Source organism: Planobispora rosea (assembly GCF_014648175.1).
Lineage (GTDB): Bacteria > Actinomycetota > Actinomycetes > Streptosporangiales > Streptosporangiaceae > Planobispora > Planobispora rosea.
In genome coordinates, this window is record NZ_BMQP01000029.1 from 69,731 (window position 1) to 96,376 (window position 26,646).

The following is a 26,646-nucleotide window of genomic DNA, read 5'->3' on the forward strand; positions in this document are numbered from 1 at the left end:
ACGTTATGTGGCTGATCGACAGGCCATGAGCCCCCATGAGCTGACTGGTCACTTCGCGAGAGGGCCTACCTCTTTCTAGGTCAAGTGCCGGGTGACCCCGCGCTCCCCTTTCCGCGTCTCTCTCCGCGCCATACGAACGAAGATCATCGGGGGTGCGTCGTGGTGGATGGCCTGTTCAGCGCCGTGCAGAGCGGTGATCGGCGTGCAGCGCTGGAGGCGATCCGTGACCGCCTGGCCGCAGAGCTGGTCGAGGCCGACGGACGAGACGCAGCGAGCATCGCGAAGGAACTGCGGACGACGCTCTCGGAACTGGACGCCCTGCCGGGCGGTGAGGAGTCGAAGCTTGATGACCTCGCAGCACGGCGTGCGGCTCGGCGCGCAGACGCCGCGAGTGGGTAGGTGGCCCGACTACGTCTCATCGGCCGGCGCCGAAGTGATCGAGCTGGCAGAGTCCGCCGGGCTGATCCTGGACCCCTGGCAGCAGTTCGTCCTGACGCACGGCCTGGGCGAACAGCGCGACGGCCGGTGGTCGGCCTTCAAGGTCTCGTGCTGGGTGCCGCGCCAGAACGGCAAGGGCGGCATCATCGAGGCCCGCGAGCTGGGCGGGTTGTTCCTGCTCGGCGAGCAGCTGATCTTGCACTCGGCGCACGAGTACAAGACCGCGCAGGAAGGGTTCCTCCGGATCAAGGGCCTGATCGAGGGCACCCCGGACCTGGACCGGAGAGTGAACCGGTACTGGCAGGCCAACGGCGAGCAGGGGGTCGAGCTGACCCGTGCCGCGGGCGGCGGCCGGCTGCGGTTCATCGCCCGGTCCAAGGGCTCGGGCCGGGGATTCTCCGGGGACTGCAACATCCTGGACGAGGGCCAGGAGCTGACCGGCGCGCAGATGGCGGCGCTCCTGCCGACCATGTCCGCCCGGCCGAACCCGCAGTTGTGGTTCTTCGGCACGCCGCCGGACGACCCGGCCGCGTGGGCGTACGGCCTGCGCGAGGACGGCGAGGCCGGAACACCGCGCATGGCGCACTTCGACTGGGGCGCCGACCTGGACCTGACGAACCCGGAGGACCGCAGGCGCGCCCTGGTCGACCGGGACCTCTGGTACGCCTGCAACCCCGCTCTCGGGCGGCGCATCACCGAGGACTTCGTCACCGACGAGGCCAAGCCGTCCGGCCTGGGCGACCGGTTCGCCGTGGAACGGCTCGGCGTCTGGCCGCCGCGAGCCGCTGACGGCCCGTCCGTGCTGGACCTCGCGGCCTGGGAGGCGCTGGCCGATCCGGAGTCGCGCCGTACCGGCGCGGTCGCGTTCGCCATCGACATCACCCCCTCGCGGGACTGGGCATGCATCACGGTGTACGGCCTGCGTACTGACGGCCTAGGCCACGCCGAGGTCATCGACCGACGACCGGGAACCGACTGGCTGGTGGAGCGCCTGGTCCAGCTCACCGAGCGGTGGCGGCCGGTCGCGATCGGCCTAGACCTCAAGGGCCCGGCCGGGTCGCTCCTGGTGGACCTGGAGAAGGCCGGGATCGTCCGGCCTGACGACCCGGACCGTCCGGCGCGCGGCCAGCTCGCCATCCCCGGCGCCCAAGACGTCGCGGCCGCCTGCGGGCAGCTCGCCGACGCCGTCACCCAGGGCACACTCCGGCACATCGGCCAGGACGTACTCACCGAGGCGATCCGCGGCGCGAAAACGCGGCCGCTCGGGGACGCCTGGGGCTGGGGCCGGCGGATCTCATCCGTCGACATCTCGCCGCTGGTGGCGGTGACGCTCGCCCGATGGGCGTATGAGACCCGCGCGCATCTGGTCACCACCGACTATGACCCGCTCGCCAACATCTTCTGACCTGGGAGGACCCATGGAGCCGTGGCTGTTGCGCGCCGCCGACCTCGGGGGCACGGCGGCCCGCAACGCCCGCGCCATGCTGCCGGGCCTGGCCGGAGCCGCCTTGGTGTGCTGGGGCGTCGCCCTGATCTACGTCCCGGCGGCGCTCATCCTCGCCGGGATCTTCCTTCTCATGCTCGACGGGAGGGCCTGATCGTGGGCGTGTTCTGGCGTCGCCGGTCTTCGCCGGAGCGGCGGCAGGTCATGTTGCCGCCCGCGTTCGTCCGGTCGAGCTACGACCAGGTGGATCTGTCGCGGACGGAGACCAGCCTTCAGAAGGTCGCCGTCTGGTCGTCGGTGGACCTCATCGCCTCGCTGGCGTCCGAGCTGCCGATCGACGTCTACCGGGGCGAGGGCACCGATCGGACGCTCCTGAAGACCCCTACCTGGCTGCTCGACCACGGCGCCGATGAGCACGGCGTGGAGGACTGGCTGTTCCAGCTCCTGATGTCGCTGCTGCTGCGCGGCAACGTCTACGGCATCATCCGCGACCGCAACCGGCGGGGCGACTCCTTCCCCACGGCGGTGGAGCTGCTGCACCCGGATCACGTGACCGTGCGCCTGGTCGACGGGGAGGCGGTGTTCGCCTTCGACGGCCGGGACATCCCGAAGACGGACCTGTTCCACCGCCGTGCCTACCCGCTGCCCGGCGTGGTCCTGGGCCTGTCACCGATCGCGAACCACGCCACGACGATCGGCCTGGGCATCGCCGTGACCCGCTTCGGCGCGCAGTGGTTCAACGACGGCGCGCACCCCGGCGGGATGCTGACCAACACCGAGGTCGACATGACCCCGGACCTGGCGCGCACCGCCAAGGAGCGGTTCATGGCCGCGCTGCGGGGCACCCGCGAGCCGGTCGTCCTGGGCAAGGGCTGGAACTACCAGCAGATCCAGATCGCGCCCGAGGAGTCCCAGTTCCTGGAGACCCACCAGTTCACCGGGGCCGAATGCGCCCGTATCTTCGGGCCCGGCCTGGCCGAAGTACTCGGCTACGAGTCGGGCGGGTCGATGACCTACTCCAACGTGGAGTCCCGAAGCACCCACCTGCTCGTCTACGCGCTGAACCGGTGGCTCCGGCGAACCGAGCGGATCCTGACGGCGATGCTTCCACGCGGCCAGTACGCCCAGTTCAACCGGGACGCCCTGCTCCAGACCACGACCCTGACCCGGTTTCAGGCGCATGAGATCGCCCTGCGCAACGGCTGGGCGACGGTCAACGAGGTCCGCGCCATCGAGGACCGCCCCCCGGTGCCGTGGGGTGACCAGCCGAACCCAGCGACCCCGCCGGCGGGCGACGACAGCGAGAGCGAGAAGTGATGGAGACGGTGCGGGACCTGGACGTCGTGCGCGCGGCCGCGGGCACGGTGCGGCTGACCAGGGCGGAGGCGGACGGCGCGATGCCGGTCATGGTGGTGCGCTTCTCGCCGTTCAACGTCTGGTACGAGATCAACAGCTATTGGGAAGGCCGCTTCCTGGAATGCACCGAGCGCGGCGCGTTCGCGAAGACCATGCGCGAGCAGGCCGAACGGGTGAAGGTGCTGTTCAACCACGGCGGTGACCCACAGATCGGCGACAAGGTGCTCGGCCTCGCTGAGAACCTCCGGGAAGAGTCCGACGCGGCCGCCGGAGACGTGCCGCTGCTGGACACGAGCTACAACCGGGACCTGCTGCCCGGCATCGAGGCCGGCGCCTACGGCTCCTCGTTCATGTTCCGCGTCATCAAGGACGAGTGGAACGACGAGCCCGGCCCATCCGAGCACAACCCGGACGGCATCCCCGAGCGGACCATCAAGGAGGTCCGGCTGTTCGAGTTCGGGCCGGTGACCTGGCCCGCGAACCCGGAAGCGACCTCCGGCATCCGCTCCCTGACCGACGACTTCTACGCGCGGCTCCGCGACCGCGACCCCGTCCGGGTCGCCGACCTGGAGGCCCGCGTCCAACGACTTCGCACTCCCGAGCTGGGAGCCGCGCACCCCTCATCCGGCGAGCCGGCCACGGGCCACTCGGGCGGACTGACGCCACGCGAACGGCGCTGGCGTCGCTACCCGTACCTCAAGGAAGGGGCGTCACGATGACGCTGGAGGAAATCAGGGCCCGGTTGACCGCCATCGAAGACGAGCGCCGGAGCCTGGACGAGGCGGCCGGGGAGGCGGCGCTCGGTGAGCAGGCGCAGGCCCGATGGGATGAGCTGGACGCCGAGGAGACCGACCTGCGCGGCCAGCTCGACGAGGCCGAGCGGCGCGAGCGGGTCGCCGAGTCGCGGCAGCGGTGGCGGACGGTCCAGATCGGCCAGCCGGTCACGCCGTTCGACGGCGCGGACGTCACCCGCATGGGTGGCCGTGAGTTGGTCGACCGGGCCCGCGCGGTGCTCGGCGACGACAGCGCGAGCGGTCACCTGGGCGACGCGCAGCGGACCCGCCTGGAGCGGCTGCTGCAGACCCGCAACGACAACGTCGACGGCGCGCTGCTGGCCCGCCGCCTGCTCGTCACGGAGGACCCGGACTACCGGGCGGCATTCATGCGGCTGGTCAGCCGGGCCACGCCGGTCCTGACCCCCGAGCAGTCCCGCGCGGTCCAGCGGTTCGAGGAGTTCCGCGCCATGTCGATCGGCGTGGACGCGGGCGGCGGCTACGGCGTGCCGGTCCTCATCGACCCGACGATCATCCTGACCGCCCAGGGCAGCCCGAACGACTTCTTCAACCTGGCGCGTGTGGAGACCATCACCACCGACGCATGGAAGGGCGTCTCCTCCGCCGGGGTGACCTGGCAGTTCCGGGCGGAGGCTGCGGCCGCGACGGACAACTCCCCGACGCTGGCCCAGCCGGCCGTGCCGGTCTACCGGGCGGACGGCTACATCCCGTACTCCCTGGAGGTCGATCAGGACTATCCGGGGTTCGCCGCGGAGATGTCCCGTCTGCTCGGCGAGGGCTACAGCGAGCTGCTGGTCAGCAAGTTCACGACCGGCACGGGAGTCAACGAGCCGACCGGCATCGTCACCGCGCTGGACGCGACGCCCGCCTCGGAGGTCGCGACCGGCGTGGGCGGCACCCTGGCGGCCGGCGACATCAACAAGGTCTGGGCGGCGCTGCCGATCCGCTACCGCAACGCCCGGTGCGCGTGGATGACCTCCACGAACGTCAACAACCTCATCCAGCAGCTCGGCGCAGGCGGCAACGACAGCGCCTTCACCGTGTCGTTCACCGAGGAAGGCGTGGTGGTCCTCAAGGGCCGCCGGGCCTACCTCAACGACTACATGGCGGCCATGCCCGCCGGAACCGCCGCCGGGAACATCGCGGTCGTCGGCGACTGGTCCAACTACCTGATCGCGCAGCGCGCGGGCATGTCGGTGGAGTTGGTGCCGCACGTCTTCGACGCCACGACGAACACGCCGACCGGCCAGCGGGCCTGGTTCGCGTGGGCGCGCGTCGGCGCCGACTCCATCAACGACAGCGCCTTCCGGCTGCTTCAGAACAAGACCACCTGAGAAGGGGTGACCCATGGGAGTCGTCTACGCCACGACCGACTGCGTGGTGGCCTGGTCTCAGGGCCAGTCGCCGCTGTCGAAGGGCGACGTCTGGGACGAGCGGGCCCCGCTCGTGAAGGAGCGGCCGGACCTGTTCGCTACCGAGCCGACCCGCGTCCGCGGCCGCCAGGCCATCCTCGAGGATGAGCCGCCCGTGGAGACGGCGGCGGCCGCACCCGGTACGGCCCGCGCCACCAAGCGCCGGGCCGCCAAGGAGTAGGCGGTGGCCTACATCGAGCTGGCCACGCTGAAGACCGCGCTGGGCGTCACGGACACCGCCCGTGACGCCCTGCTCCAGCAGGCCATCGCCGCCGCGGCCTCGTCCATCAACGAGCGGTGCGGCCGGACCTTCGGCCGAACCGGCATGGCATCACTGAGGCTGTTCCGTCCCTACGGCCGGGCCACGCGCACCGCGTGCGGGGAATCGCTTGTGGTCGACGACATCGCCACCGATGCGGGCCTGGTTGTGGAGGTCGGTGACGGCACCGCCTGGACGGAGGTCCACGCGAGCAGGCTGGAGACCGAACCGGACAACGCGCTGGCCAAGGGCCGCCCGGTCACAGCGCTGACGCTGCGCTACTCCTGGTGGAGCCTGTACCGGCAGGTGCGAGTCACCGCCGAGTGGGGCTGGCCGGCCGTACCGGACGGCATCGCCCAGGCCACGCTGATCCAGGCATCCCGGTTGTACCGGCGCAAGGACTCCCCGGAGGGTGTCGCCGGGTCCTCCGAGTGGGGCCTGATCCGGCTGCCGCATCTGGACCCCGACGTGCGGGCGCTGGTCGACCCCTACCGGCTCGCGGGCTTCGGAGGCGTGTGATGGACATCGGCGCGATCCGTGACGCCATCGCCGACGCGGTCCGGGACGCGATCCCGCGTCTGAACTGCTTCGGCTACTGCCCGGACTCGATCCCGGAGCCGTGCTTCTACGTCGGCGAGGTCGACATCGAATTCGACCAGGCGTTCGGCCGGGGTCTGGACGAGCTCATGGTCACCTGCCGTCTCCTGGTCAGCCGCTCCGACGACCGCGCCGGGCAGGCGGCACTGGACCGGCATCTGGCCGGGTCCGGCCCGCACTCCATCAAGGCCGCCCTCGGGGCCGCCCGCGGAGCTCCAGGAGAGATGGCGCTCGGCGGCCTGGCCGACGACGTCCATCTCCAGCGGGTCCAGGGATACCGCATGTACCAGGTCGGTGACACCTACTACTACGGCGCTGAGCTGGTCGTCCGCGTCATCGGGGGAGGCTGAGCCATGGCCACGCTGGTGCTGCTCGACACCCGCATCTTCGCCGGGGCCGCGGACCTGACCGGCCACGGCAACCGGGTCGAGCTGACCGCCGACCTGGAGGAGAAGAAGACCACGCCGTTCGGCAACGGCGGCTGGCAGACCGTTCTGGGTGGCCTGTTTTCCACGAGCGTCGCGGCCGCCGGCCAATGGGAGGCGTCGGCGGATTCGGCCAGCGTGGACCCGTTCTCATGGGACGGTCTGATCGGGCGCTCTCCCGCACCGTGGACGTTCTGCCCCGAGGGAGCCACCGCCGGTGAGCTGGCGTGGTTCACCAGGGCGCTGCGCACCTCCTACAAGCTCGGCGATGTCGTGGGCGAGGTGGCTCCCTGGGACGCGGCGGCCGCCGGGTCGGCACCGCTGCTGCGTGGCCGGGTGGCTCATCCTCCGGGTACAGCGCGTACGGCGGCCGGGTCCGGTACGACGATCGAGTTGGGCGCGCTGACGGCTTCGCAGCGGCTGTACGCGGCGCTGCACCTCCTATCGGTCGCCGGAACCGGTTCCCCGTCCATCACCGTCCGGATGGAGTCCGACGACTCCGCGGCCTTCACCTCGCCGACGACCAGGGCGACGTTCTCGGCGGCCACCGCCGCGAGCGGCCGAGCTCAGTTTGTCTCGGCGGCCGGGCCGGTCACCGACACCTGGTGGCGCGTCGCCTGGTCGGTCACCGGGACCGCGCCCTCGTTCCTGTTCCTCGCCGCTCTCGGCATCGCCTGACGTCACGACGTCGTGACGCCCCACCTTCATGACGCCATGACTTCACAAGGGAGACCGCCGTGCCCAAGATGGTGCTGCTCGCCAGCCACCTGACGATCGCCGGAAACGACCTGTCCGACCGGTGCGCCAAGATCGAGCTGACCGCCGAGGTCGAAGAAAAAGACGTCACGACCTACGCTTCGGCGGGCTGGAAGGAAGTCCTGGGCGGGCTCGCCTCCGGCACACTCTCGGTCCGCTTCAAGCAGGACTACGCCGCCTCCGAGGTCGACGCGACCATGTGGGCGCTGTTCCTGACCCGCTCCCCGCAGACGTTCTCCGTCCGCGCCGACCAGGCAGCCGTGGGTGCCTCCAACCCCTCCTACAGCGGCCAAGCGCTCATCAAGCAGTGGAAGCCGCTCGCCGGGAGCGTCGGCGACGTCGCCGAGGTCGATGTGTCCTGGCCGACCTCCGGCGCGATCACCCGCGCCACCTCCTGATGGAGATCAGCGCCGACACCGAAGGGCTCAAGGCGCTGGGCCGCGCCCTGAAGACCGAGGCGGACGGCAAGGCAATGCGCCGGGATCTGATCCGGGAGCTGAAGAAGCCACTCGTTCCAGCGGTCGCCGAGATCAAATCCGGGCTCATGGCGATGAGCGCGGGCGGCCTACGGCCCGGCGGTGAGGCCCTACGTACGGCCGTGGCGCGGCGAATCCGCCCCGAGGTCAAACTGTCCGGGTTCCGTGCCGGGGTTCGGGTGAAGGCCCGTAAGACCCCGGCGGCGCGCGGGTTCGCCAATGCCCCCAAGCGGCTCAACTCGGCGAAGGGCTGGCGGCACCCGGTGTTCGGCCACCGCGACCGGTGGGTGGTCCAGTTCGGCCGGCCGGACTACTTCGACGACCCGCTCCGGAACCGCCGCGCCGACTTCCGTCAGGCCGTGGTCGAGGCGATGGAGAGCACGGCCCGGCGCATCACCGACACCACAGAAAGAGGCTGACCAGAGTGTTCGTCACCTACCGCCCCGAGGACGGCGCCGAGCAGAAGTGGATATTCGACCCTCGCCGGGTCCGGGCGTCACAGGCCGAAGCGATTGAGAAGCGCGCCGGGGAGCCCTGGGATGCCTGGCTCGTGGCGGTCCAGGCCGGGAACATGCGGGCCCGCCGGGTCCTGCTGTGGCATCTGCTCCGCCTCGACCATCCGGCCCTGAAGTTCGAGGACGTCCCGGATTTCTACGCGGGCGAGCTGGTCGTGGAGCACTCCGTCGCTGAGCTGACTGAGATCCGCGGCCGCGTCACCAAGGCACCCCTGCCCGCCGCCCAACGTGAACAGGTCCTGGCCGCGATCGACACGGCCCTGGGCGAGGCGCGCGAGCGCGAGCAGACCACCGAGCCCGAGGGAAAAGCCCTCTCGCCGAGCGGCGCGAACGCTACGCCCTAGCGATCTGCGAGGTCCTGGGCATCCGCCCGTGGGAGCAGCGGGACCTGCTGACCGCTGACGAGCTGGTCGCCGCGTGCGACTACATCGACGAACTGAACAGGCGAGCCGAAGAGGCGGCGCAGAGAGCGGGGTGACCTCGTGGCATCGGACACCTCGCTCCTGTTCAACATCCTCGCCACCTCCAACCTCAAGGAGACCCTGGACCAGGACGCCGAGGCCACCGACCGGCTCCGGACCCGGTTCGCCACCATGGCCGACGGCGGCACCGCGGCCCTGGGCGGCCTGTCGGCGGCGATGCTCGGGCTCGGCGTCGTCGGCGCCGGGGTGTTCGCCGGGCTCGGCGTCGGCGTCGCCGCGCTGAGCCTGGGCATCGCCGGGATCGGCATCGCGGCGGCCGCGCAGAGCGCCCAGGTCAAGGGCGCCTTCTCCACCCTGGCGACGGAGACGAAGACGGTCCTGCAACAGGTCTCCGCACCGCTGGTGCCGGTCATGGTGCAGCTCGCCGGACAGCTCCGGACCTTGCTCGGCCCCCTGGCCGCATCCCTCGGGCAGGCGTTCTCCGCGCTGGCACCCGCCCTGTCCAGCTTCTTCTCCTCGGCGATCGTCGCCCTGCAACCGGTGATCACGTCCTTTGGGCAGATCGGCCAGGCCGTCGCCCCACTGATCGTCTCCCTGGGGTCCGGGCTCCAGCCGGTCCTGGCCGCCGTGTCCGGGGTGCTGGTCCTGGTCGCGCAGACCGCCGCCCAGTTCGCACCTCAGCTCGAACAACTGTTCGTCGGGGTCGGGCAGCTCGTGACCGCCCTCGGCCCTCTGCTGGTCGGGTTGATCCAGCTCGGGGCTCCCGTGATCGGCCCCCTGCTCGGTCTGGTCGCCCAACTCGCCGGACAGATCGGGTCCGCGCTCCAGCCGGTCCTGGCGCAGCTCGGGCCCATCCTTGCGGAGATCCTTCTCGGGCTGTCACCGCTGATCCCGGCCGCCGGGCAACTTCTGGCCGCCCTGCTTCCGATCCTGCCGCCGGTCGCTGAGCTGATCTCGTCCCTGGTCTCCGGGCTGGTCCCGATTCTGGTCCCGCTGATCGAGCTGGTCGCCCGGCTCGCCGGGCACCTGGTCAGCTTCCTGGTCCCCGCCCTCCAGGCGGTGACAGGCGGCTGGCAGTCTGTCGCCTCTGGAGCCGAAGCGCTGTGGCGCACCGTAACGGGCTGGTGGGACTCCCTGGTCGGGTTCGTCTCCGAACTGCCAGGGCGGATCGCGGCGGCCGCCTCCGGCATGTGGGACGGCATCGTCAACGGCTTCAAGGCGGCGATCAACTGGATCATCGCCGGGTGGAACCGCCTGAGCTTCACCATCCCGCGCGTGGACATCCCCTACGTCGGCACCTTCGGCGGGTGGACGATCGGCGTCCCGCAGATCCCTTACCTCGCCAAGGGCGGCCACATCGTCGGCGAGGGCCTGGCCATCGTCGGCGAGCGCGGCCCCGAGCTGGTCAGCCTGCCGCGCGGCGCGCAGGTCACCCCGCTCCAGCCCGCCACCGGCCGGGGCGGCGGGATGACCGTCCTCAACGTCACCGTCAACGGAGCCCTGGACCCGATCGGCGTCGCCCGTGAGATCGAGAAGGTGCTCCACAAGTACCGCCGGGAGACCGGCCGCGTCGCCCTGGGGTTCTGATGGCCGAAAACTTCACCCCGCTCGTGGAGGTCGACTTCGAGCTCAACGGCACCTGGACCGACATCACCGCCTACGTCCGGGTCGCCGACCGCATCACCATCACGCGCGGCCGCGGGGACGAGCAGACCGAGGTCCGGCCCGGCACCCTGGCCCTGGTCCTCAACAACGACGGCCGGTTCACACCGGGCAACCCAGCCCCGCCGTACTGGCCGAACGTGAAGAAGGGCCGCCCGATCCGGGTCCGTGTCCTCCACGCCGGCGGCGAGTCGACGCGGTTTCACGGCTACGTCAACGAGTGGCCCGTGACGTGGGACGGCGGCGGCGCGATCACGCTGTCCCGCGTCACCGCGACCGACATCTTCAAACGGCTCGGCACCCTCGCCCCGATGCGGTCGCTGCTGGAGCAGGAGACGCTCGCGCACGGCCCGGACGCCTACTACACGCTGGCCGAGCAGGCCGGGGCGGAGTCGGCCGGTGACACCTCCGGCCACGGCCACCCGCCCATGGGTGTCTACACGTACAGCGGCGGCGGGACGGGAGAGGTCGACTTCGGCGACGGCGCCGGACCCGGCACCGACGGCCTGGCCGCCGTGGTGTTCAAACCGCAGTCGGCGCACATCGGCCGGTTCCTTGCAACCCCCAGGAACACCGCCGCCTCCGGCGCGGTCGTCCTGGCGTGCTGGATCAACACGACCGTCAAGGGCCGGGTCTTCCTGGCGCTGTGGGGCGGCGACAGCATCGCCTTCGTCGTGAAGAGCAATGAGAGCGACGGCAAGCTCAACGTCGCGGCCAGCAACGGCAGCACCGCCACTATCTCCGCGGGGCTCACCAGCTCACCGAACCTGGCCGATGGGAGCACGCACCTCGTGGCGGTGCTCCTCCAGCCCGGCGGGTCCGTCTATGCCAGCGTGGACGGCGGCCCGAGCACGCTGGTCGCCACATTCTCCCCGCACGCGGACTTCGGCCCCTGGGTCAACCTGCCCGCCTACCGGTGGATCTTCGCGGGCGGCGGCCCGAGCTTCCTCGGGCCGACCACGCCAGGATCGCTGTTCGACGGCACCATGTCCCACCTCTGGTACGGCCAGCGCAACACGATGCCGGACTGGACACAGGTCTGGGAGGCCGGCAACCCGGAGACCACCCCCGAGCGGTTCGCCCGGCTGTGCCGAGTCATCGGAACCACAGGCACCGTCTCCGGGGCCAGCGGCACCGTCATCAACGCCCAGGCGGCCGGGGGCCGGGCACCGATCCAGGCGCTGCGCGACGTCGCCGGGGTCGAGGCCGGTCTCGTCTACGCCTCCCGCTCCGGCGACTCGATCGTGTTCGAGTGCCGCACCCACCGCTACAACCGGCCATCGTCGCTGACGCTCACCGCCGACCAGCTCGCCGAGGGCGGCCTGGCCTGGTCCGATGATGACCAGCACCTCGTCAACGACGTTACCCACCGCCGGGAAGGCGGCGCCGACCAGCGGTGGACGGACACCGGCAGCATCACCGCCTACGGCACCTACGCCGATGAGGTGACCCTGCCGTGGTCGAGCGACACCGACGCGCTGCTGTCCGCCCAGTGGAAGGTGGCCAACGGCGCGGACCCGCCCCCGCGGATCACCAGCGTCTCCGTGGTCGCCAACACCCTGACCTCCTACGGCGACGTGCTCGCCCTGGACCTGTCCGACGTCGTCACCCTGGCCGGCCTGCCCGCCGGGTCACCGCAGAACGAGGTCGACGTCCATGTGGAAGGCGTCGTGGAAGTCATCGACTACCGCCATCACACCCTCACCTTCCACACCTCCCCGGCGGCCGTCTCGCGGGTCTGGCGGCTCGGCGTTCCGGGCGAGAGCGAGCTGGGCGTGAACACGAAACTCTCCCTGTAGGAGGCACCCCGTGGCCGATCCCGTCAGCCCGGCCGCCGGGCAGTTCATCGACAAGCCGTTCTGGGACGCCGAGGTCCACGACCGGTGGGTCCACCTGTACGCCCCGTGGGAGCTCTACACGCCCGAGTGGACCTCGACCGGCGCGGCCCCGACGCTCGGCAACGGGTCGCTGACCGGCCGATACAAGAAGATCGGCAAGACGGTGTTCTTCCACATCCGTCTGGTCTACGGCTCCACCACCACCTCCCCGGCCGGAGTGGTCTGGTACCTGAGCCTGCCGTTCCCGCCCGCCGTCGACAGCGTCGCCTCCGCGCGCGGCAACCCCGGCGGCGGCAACCACATCCCGCTGACCGCTTCGCTGCTGACCAACGGCAAGGCGTGGTTCACCAAGTGGGACGGCGGCGCTACCGGCCCGACCAGCCCCGGCACCTGGGCCAACGGCAACAACCTCACCGTGTCCGGCGTGTACGAGACCGCCGCGTAACCCCACCCGGTCGCCGCACCATGCGGCCGCACTTCATGAAGGACGTCGACATGACCGGCATTCTCGCCTTCGACATCTGCGTGGCCCTGGCCATCCTCGCCGGAGGAGCGGCCGCACTCTGGAAACTCGCCCGCTTCCTCAAGCGCCTGGGCGACATCTTCGACGACTGGAACGGCGAGCCCTCCCGCGACGGCGTCCCCGGCCGGCCCGGCGTGATGGCCCGGCTCGCGCAGATCGAAGAGCAGCTCCACCCCAACCACGGCACATCGTTCCGCGACGCCGTCGACCGGCTGGCGGCCAGCGTGGCGCGGCTGGAGGACCACTTCCACGAGCACCTGCGAGAGCACCCGAAGGGATAGATAGTCCATGCCGTACCTGACGCAGCTCGCCACGGTGGCCCGCCGGACCGGCTATCCGGTCACCGAAGTTTCCGGATGGCGGACCCGCGGCCACGGCCCGCAACCGGCGGTCGAGGGAATCGTCTGCCACCACACCGCCGGGTGGGACGACCTGCACGTCGTCTGCGACGGGCGGCCCGGCCTGGACGGGCCGCTCTCCCAGTTCTGGCTCCGGCACGACGGCCGGATCTTCGTCGTCGCGGCCGGACGGTGCTGGCACAACGCGCCGTCGATCAGCTCGCACCACGACAACTCCAGCAGCATCGGCATCGAGGCGGAGAACGACGGCCGCACGCCGTGGCCGACCGTCCAGCTCGACGCCTTCCATCGGCTGTGCGCCGAGCTGTGCCGGGAGTTCGGCCTCCCCGCCTCCCGAGTGAAGGGCCACAAGGAGGTCCAGCGCGGCAAACCCGACCCGCACGGCATCAGCATGGACGCCTTCCGCGCCCAGGTCGCCCGGCGCATCGCGGGCGGCACCGCCAAGCCCACGACGCACACACCGCGGATCGTGGACGGAGCCGTGCCGGAGTTCCGGCGCACGCTCCGGCTCGCTACCCCCCTCGTGCAGGGCGATGACGTCGCGACCTGGCAGGCCGGCGCCCGGCGGTTCGTACCCGGCCTGGTCGTGGACGGACTGTACGGCCCCGCGTCCAAGCAGGCCTGTCAGCAGGTGCAGCGCGCTGTCGCCATCCCCGCCAACGGCGTGGTCAACGCCGAGACCTGGCTCCTGACCTGGATCTGGGAGCCCGCAACGAAGGAGAAGACGTGAGGAAGCCCTTCCTGATCGCGGCCGTGGCCGTCCTGGTCGCCGGTACGGCGGCCACCGGAGCCGCTGCCACCACCCCGGCCCCGCCCAAGGCCGTGGGCATGTGCGCCAACGTCAAGAACGGCGGCTACCTGCGGATGCTGGAGCCGAAGAACCCCGCCAAGTCCCAGTGGGGCAAGTGCCGTACCACCGAGGTCAAGGTCACGCTGCCCACCACCATGGGCATGCCGCGCGGCCTGGACGGCGGCGCGTTCAAACTCACCACCCCGGCGGGGGCCTGGACGTGCTCCTGGAAGGCAGACACCGCCACCCTGGCCTGCGTCACTCCCTGAGCCGAAGGGATGGCCCATGCCCACCATCGGCCAGTTCGTCCACGCGCGGGGCCGTCTCGGTGTTCGCAACGGCGCCGACGTCGTCCCCGCGGTCATCACCCGCGTCTGGGGTCGGGCGACCATCGGCAGTCACGACGTGTGGCTGGTCAACCTCCATGTCTTCCACGACGGCCCGGAGACCGCGTGGCGGCCCAACGTCTACCTGTTCGCCACCGAGACCGAGGCTCGGTCTTTTCCCGGCTGGAACGCCTGGCGAGTGCCGGTTCTCCCCTGATCCGCTCGAACGACCCTGAGGAGGGGCCATGTCCAACGACACCAAGCGCAGCCTGCGTACCATCCTTCAGACCCTCGTGGCCATCGCGATCGTCCTGCCCGCGATAGTCGACGCGGCCGGAATCCCGCGCACCCTGCCGTGGGCCGCCGGGGCCCTGGCCGTGGCCGGCGGCCTCGCGCGGGTAATGGCGCTGCCGGGCGTGCAGGCGATCCTTCCGGGATGGCTGCGCACCGACAGCGGCGACCAGCCGCGCTCCTGACGCACGGACCACATGAAGACGGGGGCAATGCATCAGGCGCCGTTCCCTTACTACGGGGCCAAGGGACGGCTCGCGCCGTGGATTCTGTCGCACATGCCGGAGCACGCCATCTACGTGGAGCCGTTCATCGGCTCGGGCGCGGTCCTGCTCGCGAAGGCCCCGGCGCGGACGGAGGTCATCAACGACCTGAACGGCGACGTCGTGAACTTCTGGCGGGTGCTGCGGGACCGGTATGACGAGCTGGTGGGGGCCCTCCAGTTCACGCCGTACGCCCGAGACGAGTATCTGTTCTGCCGCGACGGCCGGGCCGGGCCGACGGACGACGTGGAACGGGCACGGCAGTTCTTCGCCCGCTGCTGCATGGCGTTCAACGCCTCCACAGGTCGGGTGGGCTTCTCCCCTTCGGGGCTCGGGAAGCTCGGCAAGGCGTCCACGTTCCGCAGGCGGATCGACGGACGGCTGGAGCAGGTTGCGGAGCGCATCCGCGAAGTCGAGATCGAGAACATGAACGCGCTGGAGCTGATCCGGCGGTGGCGCGATCCGCAGGCCGTGCTGTATCTGGACCCGCCATATGTGAACGGGACGAGGTCCAGCACGAGCGACTACGCCACCGACAACGGCAGCGAGGAGTTCCACCAGGCGCTCATGGATACCATCGCGGATCATCGGGGCACGGTCATGCTGTCGGGCTACATCGGCTCACCGTACGACTGTCTCGGATGGCGTCGGGAGGAGATCCAGGTTCCTGCCCACGTGTCGAACCGGATCGGCACGAAGCGAACCGAGTGTCTGTGGATCAACCGCTGATCTTTACCTGTAGCAAGAGCGACTGAACCGTCCTCGGCCGGTCGGCCAGGCCCTTACCAAGGGCCTGGCCGACCGGCCGGTTTCGGTCATGTTCGACACTTGATAACGCACCGCAGCAAATAGCCGTGAACCATCACGTCGGTATCGAGAGCGGGATTACGATACCGACAACATGATCGTCATTTCATGACGCTTTGTTGCTCTCGGCCGATACCCTTTACTCCGCCAAAAGGGGTGGACCAGTGGAGGCGGCGAGTGGCGGACCGTGTCATCGACAACCCGATCATCAACTCGCCTTACCGTGCTCCGACCAAGCACTTCAGGTTCGACAACAATGGGATCACGAGCGAGATCGCCGAAGGACGGCGCCTGAGTTCCCACTTCATCCCGGTGCCGAGGGCGCGTAAGAGTGCAGTCCAGACCGAGCTCGACCTGCCCGAGCTAGGCCTGACCGCCGACCAGATCCAGCTCAACCACTTCGTCAACTCGATCCGCGCCCGAGTGGAGCGCTGGCGGACGATGCGCTACCCGCACGTCACCCCGACCACGCGCCGCCTGCTGGAGTTCTGGAGCGATCCCGAGCGGGACAACCCCATCCTGTTCTGCCAGCGCGAAGCGGTCGAGACCGCCATTTACCTGGCGGAGGCCGTGAACAAGGACGGCGACTCCTCGATCCCGAACAGGCTCACCGAGATCAACAAGGAGTACAACGACGGCCTCAACCGGGTGGCGCTCAAGATGGCGACCGGCTCGGGCAAGACCGTCGTGATGGCGATGCTCATCGCCTGGCAGACCTTGAACAAGGTCGATTACCCCAACGACAGGCGGTTCGCCAAACGCTTCCTGGTCGTCGCCCCCGGCCTCACCATTCGCGATCGGCTGCGAGTTCTGCTCCCAGAGGACGACGGCAACTACTACCGGATCCGGGACCTCGTCCCGGCTGAGCTGTACGGCGCACTCCGGCAGGCCAGGATCGTCATCACCAACTTCCACGCCTTCCAGCGCAGGGAGACCAAGCTCGGCCGGGGAATCGCCAAAACCACCAAGGAGCTGCTGGCAGGGAAGGCTGGCGCGGCGAGTCCGTTCCAGGAGACCATCGGCCAGATGGTCAACCGGATCGTCGGAGACCTGGGCGGTACCTCCGAGATCGTCGTGCTCAACGACGAGGCCCACCACTGCTACCGCGACCGGATCGCCAACCCTGAAGAGGGCGCAGACGAGGCCCTGAAGGGCGAGGATAGGAAGGAGGCCGAAGGCCGTAACGAGGAGGCGCGTGTCTGGTTCCGCGGACTCCAAGCCGTCAAGGCCAAGCTCGGTGTCAAGACCGTCTACGACCTGTCTGCCACCCCGTTCTTCCTGGCCGGCTCCGGCTACAAGGAGGCGACGCTCTTCCCGTGGGTGGTCAGCGACTTCGCTCTGATCGACGCCATCGAGTCGGGCATCGTCAAGATCCCTCGCGTGCCGGTGGATGACAATGCCACGACGAGCAACGTCACCTACCTGAACCTCTGGCAGAACATCCGCGAGGCGCTGCCCAAGAAGGGACGCTCCAAGGATACCGGCGTCTCTGCCGACCAGTTGCCCTCTGAACTGGAGGGTGCATTGCACAGCCTCTACGACTCCTACAAGAAGTCGTACGCGGCGTGGAAGGGCTCTGAAGCGGCCGTGCACGGCGACCCGCCGCCGGTCTTCATCGTGGTCTGCAACAACACCACCGTCTCCAAGATGGTCTTCGACTGGATCGGCGGCTGGGACCGGCAGCTCGACGAGGAGACCACGATCGCGGTCCCGGGCAAACTGGAGCTGTTCTCCAACGTCGACGAGTACGGTCGCTGGCTGCACCGGCCGCCGACCATCCTGGTCGACTCCGAGCAGTTCGAGTCCGGCGAGTTGACCCCCGAATTCCGCAGGGCGCTCGGCCACGAGATCGAGCAGTTCAAGCAGGAATACGCCCGTCGCTTCCCCGGCCGCAGCGCCGACAAGGTGGACGACACGATGATCCTGCGCGAGGTGATGAACACCGTAGGCAAGAAGGACACCCTCGGCGAGCACGTGCGCTGCGTGGTCAGCGTCTCCATGCTGACCGAAGGCTGGGACGCCAACACCGTCACGCACATCCTGGGCGTCCGCGCGTTCGGCACCCAACTCCTCTGCGAACAGGTGGTCGGGCGGGGACTGCGTCGGCGCTCCTACGCCGTGGACGAGAACGGGTTCTTCACCCCCGAGTACGCCGACGTATACGGCGTGCCGTTCCAGTTCATCCCCACGGTCGGCAAGACCAGGGATCTAAAGATCAAGCCGACCCGCAGAGTGCATGCGGTCAGCGATCGGGCCCACGCCGAGATCACCTTTCCCCGGCTGGTCGGCTACCGGATCGAGCTGCCCGACGAGGAACTGTTCGCCACCTTCGGGCAAGAGAGCCAGATGACGCTCAGCACCGACGTCATCCCCACCCTCACCAAGGTCTCCGGCATTGTTGGCGCAGAGCAGACCGACCCGCTGGCGGGGCTGCAGAACAAGCGGGATCAGGAGATCGCCTTCCACCTCGCAAAGAGGGTCACCGAGCTGTACCTCGCCGACCCGGGGGACCACAAGCCTTGGCTCTTCCCGCAGGCTCTCCGCATCACCAAGCAGTGGCTCGCCGAATGCGTGGACGTCTCCGGCGACGCCTTCAAGGGAATGCTTCTTCTCTCGGAGCTGACCGATCAGGCAGCCCGCAAGATCAAGGACTCGATCCTCACCCTGCAAGGCAACCGGCAGCCGAAGTCACTTCCGATCTTCCGCGTGTCAGAGCACATCGGCTCCACCGCGAAGGTGGACTTCTTCACGACCAAAGCGGTCTACCCAGCTGCGGAGGAGAAGAGCCACGTCAATTTCGTCGTGCTCGACGGACCGCAGGGCAACACCTGGGAGGAGAAGGTGGCCCGCACCCTGGAGGCGATTCCGGAGGTCGCCGCCTACGTCAAGAACGATCACCTCGATTTCATCATCCCGTACACGATCGGCGGTCAGGTCCGGCGCTACCTCCCGGACTTCCTGGTACGGCTCGCGCCTCCGGAACCAGGTGACGAACTCGCCTACACACTGATCGTGGAGGTCTCCGGAAGCCACAAACCGGCTGGCCCGACGGAGGAGAAGGCCCGCACCGCGAAGCACCAGTGGGTGCCGGCCGTCAACAACCATGGTGGCTTCGGCCGGTGGAGCTACTGCGAGCTGAAGGATCCCGCCACCTTCCGCACCGAGTTGGAGGCCGCGATCCGAGCTCTGTACGGCGGGACGGGAACCAGCGCCCAAGTTGGGCCGCCGTGGAGTAACGATGGACAGTCTGTGCCGGTCAGCGATGGAGAGGGAGCGTAAGGATGCCACCGAAGAAGTCCGGGTCCACCCCAGTCGAGTCGCTCAAGCACGAGGATAAGCGGGTCAACATCCCCACCGCCGACTCCCACGACCTTCTCGATGAGGAGGCCGCTCAGCCCGCACGGCTGCTCTACCCGCGTAATCCCGATCTCGACCCCCAGCTCGTCTGGAAGGGCAAGGACGAGCAGGACTCCCAGGACCTGGCCGTCGACGCACCGCCGATCTACATCCAGGAGAAGATCGACCCGCGGGTGCTCATCGAGAACCTGCGCCGCACGGCCGAGCGCCCGGATGATGAGCCGGAGCTCACGCTCTTCGACACCTTCGACGGGCTCGACGGCATGGACCTGATCGAGTTCTACAGGCACGAGGCAAACTGGTCCAACCGGATGATCCTCGGTGACTCGCTGCAGGTCATGGGCTCGCTCGCGGAGAAGGAGGATATGCGCGGCAAGGTCCAGATGGTCTACCTCGACCCGCCGTACGGCATCAAATTCGGCTCGAACTTCCAGACCTCCACCGGTAAGCGGGACGTCAAGGACGGGAAGGTCGAGGACGTCACGCGTGAGGTCGAGCAGATCAAGGCGTTCCGCGACACCTGGGAGCACGGGATCAGCTCGTACCTCGCGTACCTGCGGGATCGCCTGATCGTCGCCCGAGATCTGCTGACCGAATCTGGGAGCATTTTTGTTCAGATTGGTGACGCAAATCTCCATCTTGTCCGTGTGCTGCTCGATGAAGTCTTCGGTTCGGAAAATTTCTGCGCTCAAATATCTTTCCGTACAACCACTGGAGCTACGGGAAATCTCCTCCCCGGCACAGTGGACTATATCCTCTGGTATGCCAAGAGTATTGATCTGGTGAAATATCGCCAGCTATTCCGTCTTAAAGAGGCTGGGGGGCAGGGCGCTGGTGCATATTCAATGGTCGAGTTGAGTGACGGTTCGCGTCGTCGAATGACTAAGGATGAACGGGAAAAGCCTTCGGGTATTCCGGAAGGTTCTCGTATATTCCGGTTGGATAACTTGACTAGTCAAAGCGCTGGCAGGGAGAAGGGGGAAGGGGCTGCGTCTTGGTTCCCCGTCGAGTTTGAAGGCCGAAAGTTCCTTCCAACGATGCAGTCGCGCTGGAAGACGAATGAAATCGGAATGATGCGCCTGGCGGCAGCGTGCCGCCTTGGAGTTGCAGGAAACACTCTTTCCTATGTTCGGTATATCGATGACTTCCCTGCGTACCCAATAAATAATTTTTGGGACGATACGAGCGTTGCTGGATTTGGCGATCCGAAGCTCTATGTCGTCCAGACGAACACGAAAGTCATCGAGCGTTGCATACTTATGACTACGGATCCGGGAGATCTTATCCTTGATCCCACTTGTGGTTCCGGAACAACGGCTTATGTCGCTGAGGAGTGGGGGCGTCGCTGGATTACGATTGACACCTCGCGAGTGTCTCTGGCTCTGGCTCGTCAGCGGATCATGGGTGCGAAGTACCCCTTTTACCTTCTCGCTGATTCCAGGGAGGGGCAGCTTCAGGAGGCGAAGCTCACGGGTCAGCCTCCAATCGCCGGATCATACAAAGGTGATGTCCGTAAGGGGTTCGTCTATCAGCGAGTTCCTCATATCATGCTGAGCTCGATCGCCCGCAACCCTGACATCAAAGAAGGGATGACGCGCAAGCAGATCGATGAGGTTATCGCCAGGAATTCGGAACAGGAACTGCTCTATGACAGGCCGTACACGGACAACGATCGGGTTCGTGTAGCCGGGCCGTTCACGGTGGAGAGCCTGGCGCCGCACAAGACGATTGCGGTCGCCACCCAGACTGGCACGGAGAAGGCTGCCTCGGAGGAGGACACGTCGAGTTTTGAGCGGTCGATTCTCGGAAACCTGAGCAAGGCTGGCGTTCAAAATGGCCGGAAGAACGAGCGTCTGGAATTTGGGAGACTTGATCCGTATGCCGGGGAATTGATCCACGCTGAAGGCGAACGGAAGAACGGCGAAGAGGGGACACCGCAGCGGATCGCGGTGAGCATCGGCCCGCAGTATGGCACGGTAGACCCGAACTGGATTCGTAAGGCCGCGCGCGAGGCGATCAAGGGCGTAGGCTTCGATCTGCTGATCATCTGTGCGTTTGCGTTCGACCCGCAGGCGATGAAGACGACCGAGGAGTTCAAGCCAAACGCGGAGGACTTTGCCTCCGTTCAGGAGGAACGCAAGCTCGGTCGGCTTCCGATTCTCTTGGTCCGGATGAACTCCGACCTGGTGATGGCGGATGTACTGAAGAAGACCGGAGCCGGCAACCTCTTCATGGTCTTTGGCGAGCCGGACGTCGACATCCAGCACACCGACGAGGGCGTCGTAGTAGAGATCAAGGGAATCGACGTCTACGACCCGACCCAGGGCACGATCCGCTCGAGAGACACGGACAGGATTGCCCTGTGGATGATCGATACCGACTATGACGGTGAGTCGTTCTTCGTCCGGCACTGCTACTTCACCGGTGGCAATGACCCGTATAAGCGGCTCAGGCAGGCACTGAAAGCGGACATCGACGAAGCCGCCTGGGCAACGCTCTACACCACCCGCTCGCAGCCGTTCCGCTCGCCGAGTACCGGCAAGATCGCGGTAAAGGTGATCAACGACTACGGCGACGAGGTGCTCCAGGTCTACGACGTGTAGCAGGCCAGGGTCTTTGATCTGCAGGGCGGCGGGCAGGTGCGGGAGCTCACGTGCGTGCCGCTCCTGCACCCGTGCATGGGCCCTCGGCGCACGACCTATCGGGGCGATGCCGCACGGCCACGAGCCACGAGGCTTTCAAGTCGGCCGTTGATCTGCTCTTGAACCCTCGCACCCCGATTTCCCATCGCGGATGATGGACGGCATGACAGAGACACCCTCTGTGCCACCGGGAACCGGTCCGCTCTCGCCGGAGTTCTCCGCGATCGACCCGGCGCTGATGAACGGCTTCATCACCGAGTTGGAGAGGGCCGGGAAGGTGATCGCCGAGCAGGCCGAGAACATCCGCCGGGAACTGGCCGCTGTTGACCTGCCCGCCGCTGGGCTCGCCCCCATCCGGGAGATCGGCGGCTGGGCCGAACAACAACTGCCGATGCTCCGCCAGCGGGTGGCGACCATCACCGCCCCCGGGCCCGGGATCCCCGGGATGACCGGAACGGGACTTCGACCGTATCAGGAGGCGTCGCTACTCGCCCCCGCGGAAGCGCAGCGTCAGGGCGCCGACCTGGGTAAGCGGTTCGCCGCCATCGACCCGGACGAGTTCCGCCTCTCCGGGCCGTACGCCTCCGACAAGATCGCTACGGTGCTCGGAGAGCTGAAGACGCATCGGCACGATGCCGTCTTCACTGCGGCGTTCTTCGCAGCCCTCGGCCCAGCCGGGGTCCGTCAGGTGGCTGCCGCTCTGCGCCGGCTGCCCAACGAGAAGCGGCCGGATGCGCTCCGTACGGCCGGTACGGCCTTCGCCACCGCGACCAGCGGCGGGGCGAAGGTTCCCGGGTTCGCTTCAGTGCTGAAGGCCGTAGAGAAGACGAAGACTGCGGACGCCGAGGACATGGAGGCGGTCGCGGCCCTGCTGAGCCATGGAGATTATCCGGACGTGTGGCTGGCTGACCTCGTCGCGCCCGCGCTGAGGCCCGACAGCCGGATCAGCAGCTCGGCGCTGGCGGGGCTGCTCAACGCGCTGGGAAACAACCCCGCCGCGGCCCGCCTGGCGATCGGCTCGGCGGCCCGGTTCGGTCCCAACCCGGCCTCACCGACTTTCTCCTTGCCCTTCGGGCAGCTCCCACGATCTCCTGAGAAGTGGGACAACCGGCCCGAACTGGCCGCGTTCCTGAAGGAACTCAACGAGCGGACGAGGATGTCGCAGGAGGTGGCGGACGCCTTCGGACGGCTCCTGGCCGCAGCCTCCGGCGCCTACGACGAGCAGGACGGCAAGCACAGTCAGGAATCGGCGTTCTTCGCCTACACCGTGATGACCGCGGCGGATGAGTGGCCGTTGAGTGACGCGACCCGGCTGCACCTGGCGGAGATCGCGGGCTCGTACGCCACAGAGATCACTCTGGGTGCCAACCTCAACGATGCCGACCTGGCCAAGGACAGCGCCGTCCAGACCACTCCCGGCCTATTCGAATGGACTCCACCCCCGGGATTGCGGGGCGCCTTCCGGCTGAGCCCCGAGGACACCTTCCGCTTCATTACCACCTTCGCCGGTGACACCGATGCGCGACTCCGCTTCGACCAGGGCATGGAAGAGTTCCTCCACCGGGTTCTTCCGTATGCGTCGAACGCTGTGAAGAACAGTGGGGATGCCACTGCGCTGGACAATTTGTTTACCGCTCTGGGCAACGTCCGGGGCACCGAACTGGCGGCCGCCGTGCGGGTGCTCAAGCCCGGAGACGATGGTGCTGAGGACGCGGAGGACGCGGAGAGTTTTCTGGCGGGTGGTGCCCTGGGAGCGCTCGGGTTGCTTCACCCTTTCTCCGCCATCCCCAGGGCCTGGACCGCCCTGTCCACCGGAGTCTCCGGCTATTACACCTACGGCCGGGAACCGGCGGAGGAGGTGAAGAAGCTCTTGGCATCGGACGAGGCAAAGACGTTGGGGCAACGTCACGAGACGGCGCAGCTCCTCATGGAGCAGGGATTCACCCCACAAGTGCCTCCGTCCAGCGCCATCGCCGACTTGGACGGTGACCTTCGCCCGTTCGAAGACATCCTCAAGCAGGGGGCCGCAGGGGTGAAGGCTCTCGACCAGTGGTTGGTCGACAACGGCATGGGAAAAGGTAATGATATTTCCCTGGGGGAGCTGGCCGCAAAACAGGCCGATGTCTTCAATGGCGCTAAGGGGAATGCATACAATCGGAAAGATTTTTACGATAGTGAGCAGCTCACGACCGATTGAGGCACTGGGTCTCGCCTCGCACGGAGTATCTACCATTCGCCGTTGACTCCAGCAAGATAATCGTCTTTGCCGGATTGTTTGTCATGCGTACTGATGTGCCTGAGCCATCGGTGATTTTGTATTCAGCGACTCGATCCAAAGCGCTTATCATGATGTTGTTAAGAACGTTGGGTGCTCGTTCCGGAGAGGAGTCTGGTGCCGTTGCGGCGAAGGTGCGCCTGGCCTTGCCGTCCCCGCAGGGGATGTCCTTGCCGCCGGGATCGGTGACCTGGGCGTTCTGGGCGCTCACCTCGTCGAGAAGCTTCAGGATGTGTGTCTTGAGAGTTTCGCCCGCCTCGACCGCCGTCGGTTCGCCCTCGCTGCATCCGGCCATGGCCAGAGCGGCCACCAGGAGCGTCGCGCCGAGCCGTACCGCAAGGCTTCGGATGGAACCGGGCATTGGATACCCTCCAAAGAGCTGGCCGTCTGAGCGCACGATCTCATATCGTCCGGGAGAGCGCGCAAGCCGTTCCAAGGAGAAAGGGGAAGCGGTTGGCCCCCGAACCACTGGATATGGCCCCTAATCCCCGCAGAGAGGAATTACTGCGGGCGCTGGCGAAGGTACGTATGCACGTGGCGAGGTTGGAAGCGGCCTTGGATCCGGCGCATGCGACGTTCACCGGCGGTGCGGTGTGGACAGGCCCGGCTGCGCGGAACTTCGCTGAGGAGCTGACCGGACGCAGGGCACGGCTGCGGGTGCTCACTCAGCGGATTGTCGAGGAACTGGAGGACGAGCTGCTGGCTACGCCCGAGCAGGCGACCCGATCCTCGGCCGCGGGGTGAGGTCCACTGAACATGGCCGTGCCGCCACACCGGCCTCATGAGGCGGCCACCAAGGCTGTGGACGAACCTGCGACGTGCTCGGCCGGCGTCATGTCGAGCAGGCGTACCACCATCTGGGTGGCCAGCGCGTACGGTAGGACGGCGAACTCGTCCCAGCCGACGAACACGTTGTGTTCGCCGGTGAAGACCGGCATCCGATCAGGGCCGGGCTCATACAGGTCCGCCAGCACACCGACGGACTCGATGCCGCCCACGGTGTAGACAGCGGCCGACTTACGGAGCTGTGGACACCACTGAAGTGACTCGGGGATGCATGTCAGACAGGTCGGGGGCGCGTTGGTGAGGCCGCCGGATGCGCTGGAGGCACGGAACCCCGTCTCGGTGATCACCCACCAGATCCGGCCGGTGTCCGGGTCGGCTGCCGGCTCCGCGCATACCTGACAGCGACGCTTGGTCATGCACTCCTGCTGGCGGCGCCGGTTCAGCATCCGCCACATCACCTGGCCGCGGCGGTGGGTGCGGACCCGGGCGAGCAGGATGTCGCGGTGCCAGTCCGAGCGAGGGCGGGGATCTCGGTGCGACAGCCGAAGCCCGCCGGAGGCCGAGTCCTCGGCGAAGATTAGGTGTGGGGTGACGGCCTCACCGGAGTAGGCCAGCACGTACGGCACGGGGATCTCGGTGGCCGCGGTCATGGTGCATCACCGGCCCGACACACTTCTTCGTGCGGGACCGGGGGCGCGGGAACGGCGTTGAGCTTCTGGCGCTCGACCTCGGCGAGCTGCTCGCACAGCGCCCCCGCGTCCGGGGCGTGCAGCGTCCGAACAGGAGCGTCCGCGCGGGGCCGACCGGTGGCGTACCAGGTGCGGTGGGCCTGCCATATCCTCCAGCTCGGGTAGGACCGGCCGATGCAGGCAGCCAGCGTCTTCCGCTGGGACTCGTTGAGATCGATGGATACAGGCCGGCCTGGGTCGCTACTCCTCACGATGGGCCCACGTCCGGCCGCGTGCCCCCGTACGCCATCGAGAGCACGCTGGCTTGGTGACACGACAGCCGAGCTGTCGCGCCCGCTCACAGCCGACCTCGCCAAGTGCCGACGCCGCCGATGATCTGCGGGCTCTCGTAGTGGAGATCGTGGTCGGGCCGCCACTGTGCCACCGGGACCACACCCGGCGCAGCGACGTCGAGCCCATCGAACAACGTGCGGATCTCCTCGGCGGTGCGTAGAGCGATCGGGGTGTCGGTGTCGGCGAACACCTCCACGACCTCTTGCTCGACCTCGTCGGGGAGGGCATTCCGGCAGGCGTGAGAGATGACGACCGCACTGCCTGGAGCAAGCAGCCTGCACAACTCCGCGATGATCCCGGCCGGGGCGTCGGCGAAGTGCAGGACGGCCGTCAGCAGTACGGCGGCCGGTCGGTTGAAGTCGAGCAGGGCTCGCACTCCAAGGTCACCCGTGATGGCGCGCGGGTCACGAAGGTCTCCGGGCACCACCGCGGCGACGCCGTCTGCGGTCAGCAGTGCTCGCCCGTGAGTGACCACGAGCTCGTCGCGGTCCACATAGACGGTCCGGGCATTCGGGGTGACCGCGCCGGCGATCTCGTGGACGTTACGGAGGCGGGGCAGGCCGCAACCCAGGTCGAGGAACTGGATGATGCCCTCTTGGGCGAGGTGCCGTACGGCGCGCTCAACGAAGGCATCGTGCTCACGAAGCTGCGCGGCGACCGTGGGGATGGCTCCGCCGAGGCGCTGAGCTGCGGTCCGATCCAGCGGAAAGTGGGTCTTTCCGCCAAGCAGGCAGTCATGGATTGAGCTTGTTCCGCTTTGGCGGACACCTTCGGTGTGGTGGTCAGGCCGCGACAGCGGCCTCATAGGCGG

The 26,646-nt window shown here is 67.9% G+C and carries 29 protein-coding genes; 26 read left to right on the forward strand and 3 right to left on the reverse strand.

Translation table 11 applies throughout. From position 1 onward, the window contains the following. Positions 1–162: 162 nt before the first annotated feature. The 25 genes from IEZ08_RS26015 (at position 163) to IEZ08_RS26135 (ending at position 23,949) form a co-directional block, all read left to right on the forward strand. On the forward strand, positions 163–399 hold the full coding sequence (locus IEZ08_RS26015) for a hypothetical protein (RefSeq protein WP_189243164.1): 237 nt from the start codon (positions 163–165) through the stop codon (positions 397–399). After that, on the forward strand, positions 347–1,843 hold the full coding sequence (locus IEZ08_RS26020; protein ID WP_189243165.1) for a terminase large subunit domain-containing protein: 1,497 nt from the start codon (positions 347–349) through the stop codon (positions 1,841–1,843). The genes IEZ08_RS26015 and IEZ08_RS26020 overlap by 53 nt, the downstream gene beginning before the upstream one ends. Before the next feature lie 13 nt (positions 1,844–1,856). Next, a complete protein-coding gene (locus IEZ08_RS26025) occupies positions 1,857–2,036 on the forward strand; it encodes a hypothetical protein (protein ID WP_189243166.1) in 180 nt (59 codons plus the stop codon). Between the two features lie 2 nt (positions 2,037–2,038). Beyond that, entirely contained in the window at positions 2,039–3,199 is a 1,161-nt protein-coding gene (locus IEZ08_RS26030; RefSeq protein WP_189243167.1) for a phage portal protein, read from the forward strand. Continuing rightward, complete coding sequence (locus tag IEZ08_RS26035) at positions 3,199–3,957, forward strand: HK97 family phage prohead protease (RefSeq protein ID WP_189243168.1); 759 nt, start codon at positions 3,199–3,201, stop codon at positions 3,955–3,957. The genes IEZ08_RS26030 and IEZ08_RS26035 overlap by 1 nt, the downstream gene beginning before the upstream one ends. Then, positions 3,954–5,366, forward strand: a complete 1,413-nt coding sequence (locus tag IEZ08_RS26040) for a phage major capsid protein (RefSeq protein WP_189243169.1) — start codon at positions 3,954–3,956, stop codon at positions 5,364–5,366. The genes IEZ08_RS26035 and IEZ08_RS26040 overlap by 4 nt, the downstream gene beginning before the upstream one ends. Positions 5,367–5,379: 13 nt before the next feature. Further along, positions 5,380–5,625, forward strand: a complete 246-nt coding sequence (locus IEZ08_RS26045) for a hypothetical protein (RefSeq protein WP_189243170.1) — start codon at positions 5,380–5,382, stop codon at positions 5,623–5,625. Positions 5,626–5,628: 3 nt separating this feature from the next. Next, a complete protein-coding gene (locus IEZ08_RS26050) occupies positions 5,629–6,222 on the forward strand; it encodes a phage head-tail connector protein (protein ID WP_189243171.1) in 594 nt (197 codons plus the stop codon). Continuing rightward, on the forward strand, positions 6,222–6,650 hold the full coding sequence (locus IEZ08_RS26055; RefSeq protein ID WP_189243172.1) for a hypothetical protein: 429 nt from the start codon (positions 6,222–6,224) through the stop codon (positions 6,648–6,650). Before IEZ08_RS26050 ends, IEZ08_RS26055 begins: the two co-directional genes overlap by 1 nt. 3 nt (positions 6,651–6,653) lie before the next feature. Then, positions 6,654–7,403, forward strand: a complete 750-nt coding sequence (locus IEZ08_RS26060; protein WP_189243173.1) for a hypothetical protein — start codon at positions 6,654–6,656, stop codon at positions 7,401–7,403. Between the two features lie 68 nt (positions 7,404–7,471). Beyond that, complete coding sequence (locus IEZ08_RS26065; protein WP_229803500.1) at positions 7,472–7,879, forward strand: phage tail tube protein; 408 nt, start codon at positions 7,472–7,474, stop codon at positions 7,877–7,879. Next, positions 7,879–8,376: a hypothetical protein gene (locus tag IEZ08_RS26070; protein WP_189243175.1), complete on the forward strand. Its 498-nt coding sequence runs from the start codon at positions 7,879–7,881 to the stop codon at positions 8,374–8,376. The genes IEZ08_RS26065 and IEZ08_RS26070 overlap by 1 nt, the downstream gene beginning before the upstream one ends. Positions 8,377–8,381: 5 nt before the next feature. Beyond that, the gene (locus tag IEZ08_RS26075) at positions 8,382–8,816 is read left to right on the forward strand and encodes a hypothetical protein (RefSeq protein ID WP_189243176.1); all 435 of its coding nucleotides are present in this window, start codon (positions 8,382–8,384) and stop codon (positions 8,814–8,816) included. A 138-nt stretch (positions 8,817–8,954) separates the two neighbouring features. Beyond that, positions 8,955–10,481, forward strand: coding sequence for a phage tail protein (locus IEZ08_RS26080; RefSeq protein WP_189243177.1), 1,527 nt, complete (start codon positions 8,955–8,957; stop codon positions 10,479–10,481). Then, positions 10,481–12,355, forward strand: a complete 1,875-nt coding sequence (locus tag IEZ08_RS26085) for a LamG domain-containing protein (RefSeq protein ID WP_189243178.1) — start codon at positions 10,481–10,483, stop codon at positions 12,353–12,355. Before IEZ08_RS26080 ends, IEZ08_RS26085 begins: the two co-directional genes overlap by 1 nt. Before the next feature lie 10 nt (positions 12,356–12,365). Then, positions 12,366–12,839 carry a hypothetical protein gene (locus IEZ08_RS26090; protein WP_189243179.1) on the forward strand — a complete coding sequence of 158 codons (474 nt, stop codon included), beginning with the start codon at positions 12,366–12,368 and terminating at the stop codon, positions 12,837–12,839. 50 nt (positions 12,840–12,889) lie between these two features. Next, a complete protein-coding gene (locus tag IEZ08_RS26095) occupies positions 12,890–13,198 on the forward strand; it encodes a hypothetical protein (protein WP_189243180.1) in 309 nt (102 codons plus the stop codon). Positions 13,199–13,205: 7 nt separating this feature from the next. Further along, positions 13,206–14,006, forward strand: coding sequence for a peptidoglycan recognition protein family protein (locus IEZ08_RS26100; protein WP_189243181.1), 801 nt, complete (start codon positions 13,206–13,208; stop codon positions 14,004–14,006). Continuing rightward, positions 14,003–14,335, forward strand: a complete 333-nt coding sequence (locus tag IEZ08_RS26105; RefSeq protein ID WP_189243182.1) for a hypothetical protein — start codon at positions 14,003–14,005, stop codon at positions 14,333–14,335. The genes IEZ08_RS26100 and IEZ08_RS26105 overlap by 4 nt, the downstream gene beginning before the upstream one ends. 16 nt (positions 14,336–14,351) lie before the next feature. Further along, positions 14,352–14,609 carry a hypothetical protein gene (locus IEZ08_RS26110; protein ID WP_189243183.1) on the forward strand — a complete coding sequence of 86 codons (258 nt, stop codon included), beginning with the start codon at positions 14,352–14,354 and terminating at the stop codon, positions 14,607–14,609. Positions 14,610–14,637: 28 nt separating this feature from the next. Continuing rightward, on the forward strand, positions 14,638–14,868 hold the full coding sequence (locus IEZ08_RS26115) for a hypothetical protein (protein WP_189243184.1): 231 nt from the start codon (positions 14,638–14,640) through the stop codon (positions 14,866–14,868). A 27-nt stretch (positions 14,869–14,895) separates the two neighbouring features. Then, on the forward strand, positions 14,896–15,675 hold the full coding sequence (locus IEZ08_RS26120) for a DNA adenine methylase (RefSeq protein WP_189243185.1): 780 nt from the start codon (positions 14,896–14,898) through the stop codon (positions 15,673–15,675). 255 nt (positions 15,676–15,930) lie between these two features. Then, a complete protein-coding gene (locus IEZ08_RS26125; protein WP_189243186.1) occupies positions 15,931–19,032 on the forward strand; it encodes a BPTD_3080 family restriction endonuclease in 3,102 nt (1,033 codons plus the stop codon). A gap of 2 nt (positions 19,033–19,034) precedes the next feature. Continuing rightward, positions 19,035–21,713, forward strand: coding sequence for a site-specific DNA-methyltransferase (locus IEZ08_RS26130; protein ID WP_189243187.1), 2,679 nt, complete (start codon positions 19,035–19,037; stop codon positions 21,711–21,713). A gap of 202 nt (positions 21,714–21,915) precedes the next feature. Beyond that, a complete protein-coding gene (locus IEZ08_RS26135) occupies positions 21,916–23,949 on the forward strand; it encodes a hypothetical protein (RefSeq protein ID WP_189243188.1) in 2,034 nt (677 codons plus the stop codon). Here the strand turns inward: IEZ08_RS26135 and IEZ08_RS26140 are convergent. Continuing rightward, complete coding sequence (locus tag IEZ08_RS26140) at positions 23,936–24,388, reverse strand: hypothetical protein (RefSeq protein ID WP_189243189.1); 453 nt, start codon at positions 24,386–24,388, stop codon at positions 23,936–23,938. The genes IEZ08_RS26135 and IEZ08_RS26140 overlap by 14 nt on opposite strands. 173 nt (positions 24,389–24,561) lie before the next feature. On the opposite strand from IEZ08_RS26140, the gene IEZ08_RS26145 reads away from it, so the two are divergent. Further along, positions 24,562–24,771, forward strand: coding sequence for a hypothetical protein (locus IEZ08_RS26145; RefSeq protein ID WP_189243190.1), 210 nt, complete (start codon positions 24,562–24,564; stop codon positions 24,769–24,771). A 35-nt stretch (positions 24,772–24,806) separates the two neighbouring features. On the opposite strand, the gene IEZ08_RS26150 is transcribed toward IEZ08_RS26145, so the two are convergent. Then, positions 24,807–25,463 (reverse strand): hypothetical protein, encoded by a 657-nt coding sequence (locus IEZ08_RS26150; protein WP_189243191.1) that lies wholly within the window; start codon positions 25,461–25,463, stop codon positions 24,807–24,809. Positions 25,464–25,839: 376 nt separating this feature from the next. Beyond that, the coding region (locus IEZ08_RS26155; RefSeq protein ID WP_189243192.1) for an SAM-dependent methyltransferase at positions 25,840–26,646 on the reverse strand (807 nt) is incomplete at its 5' end.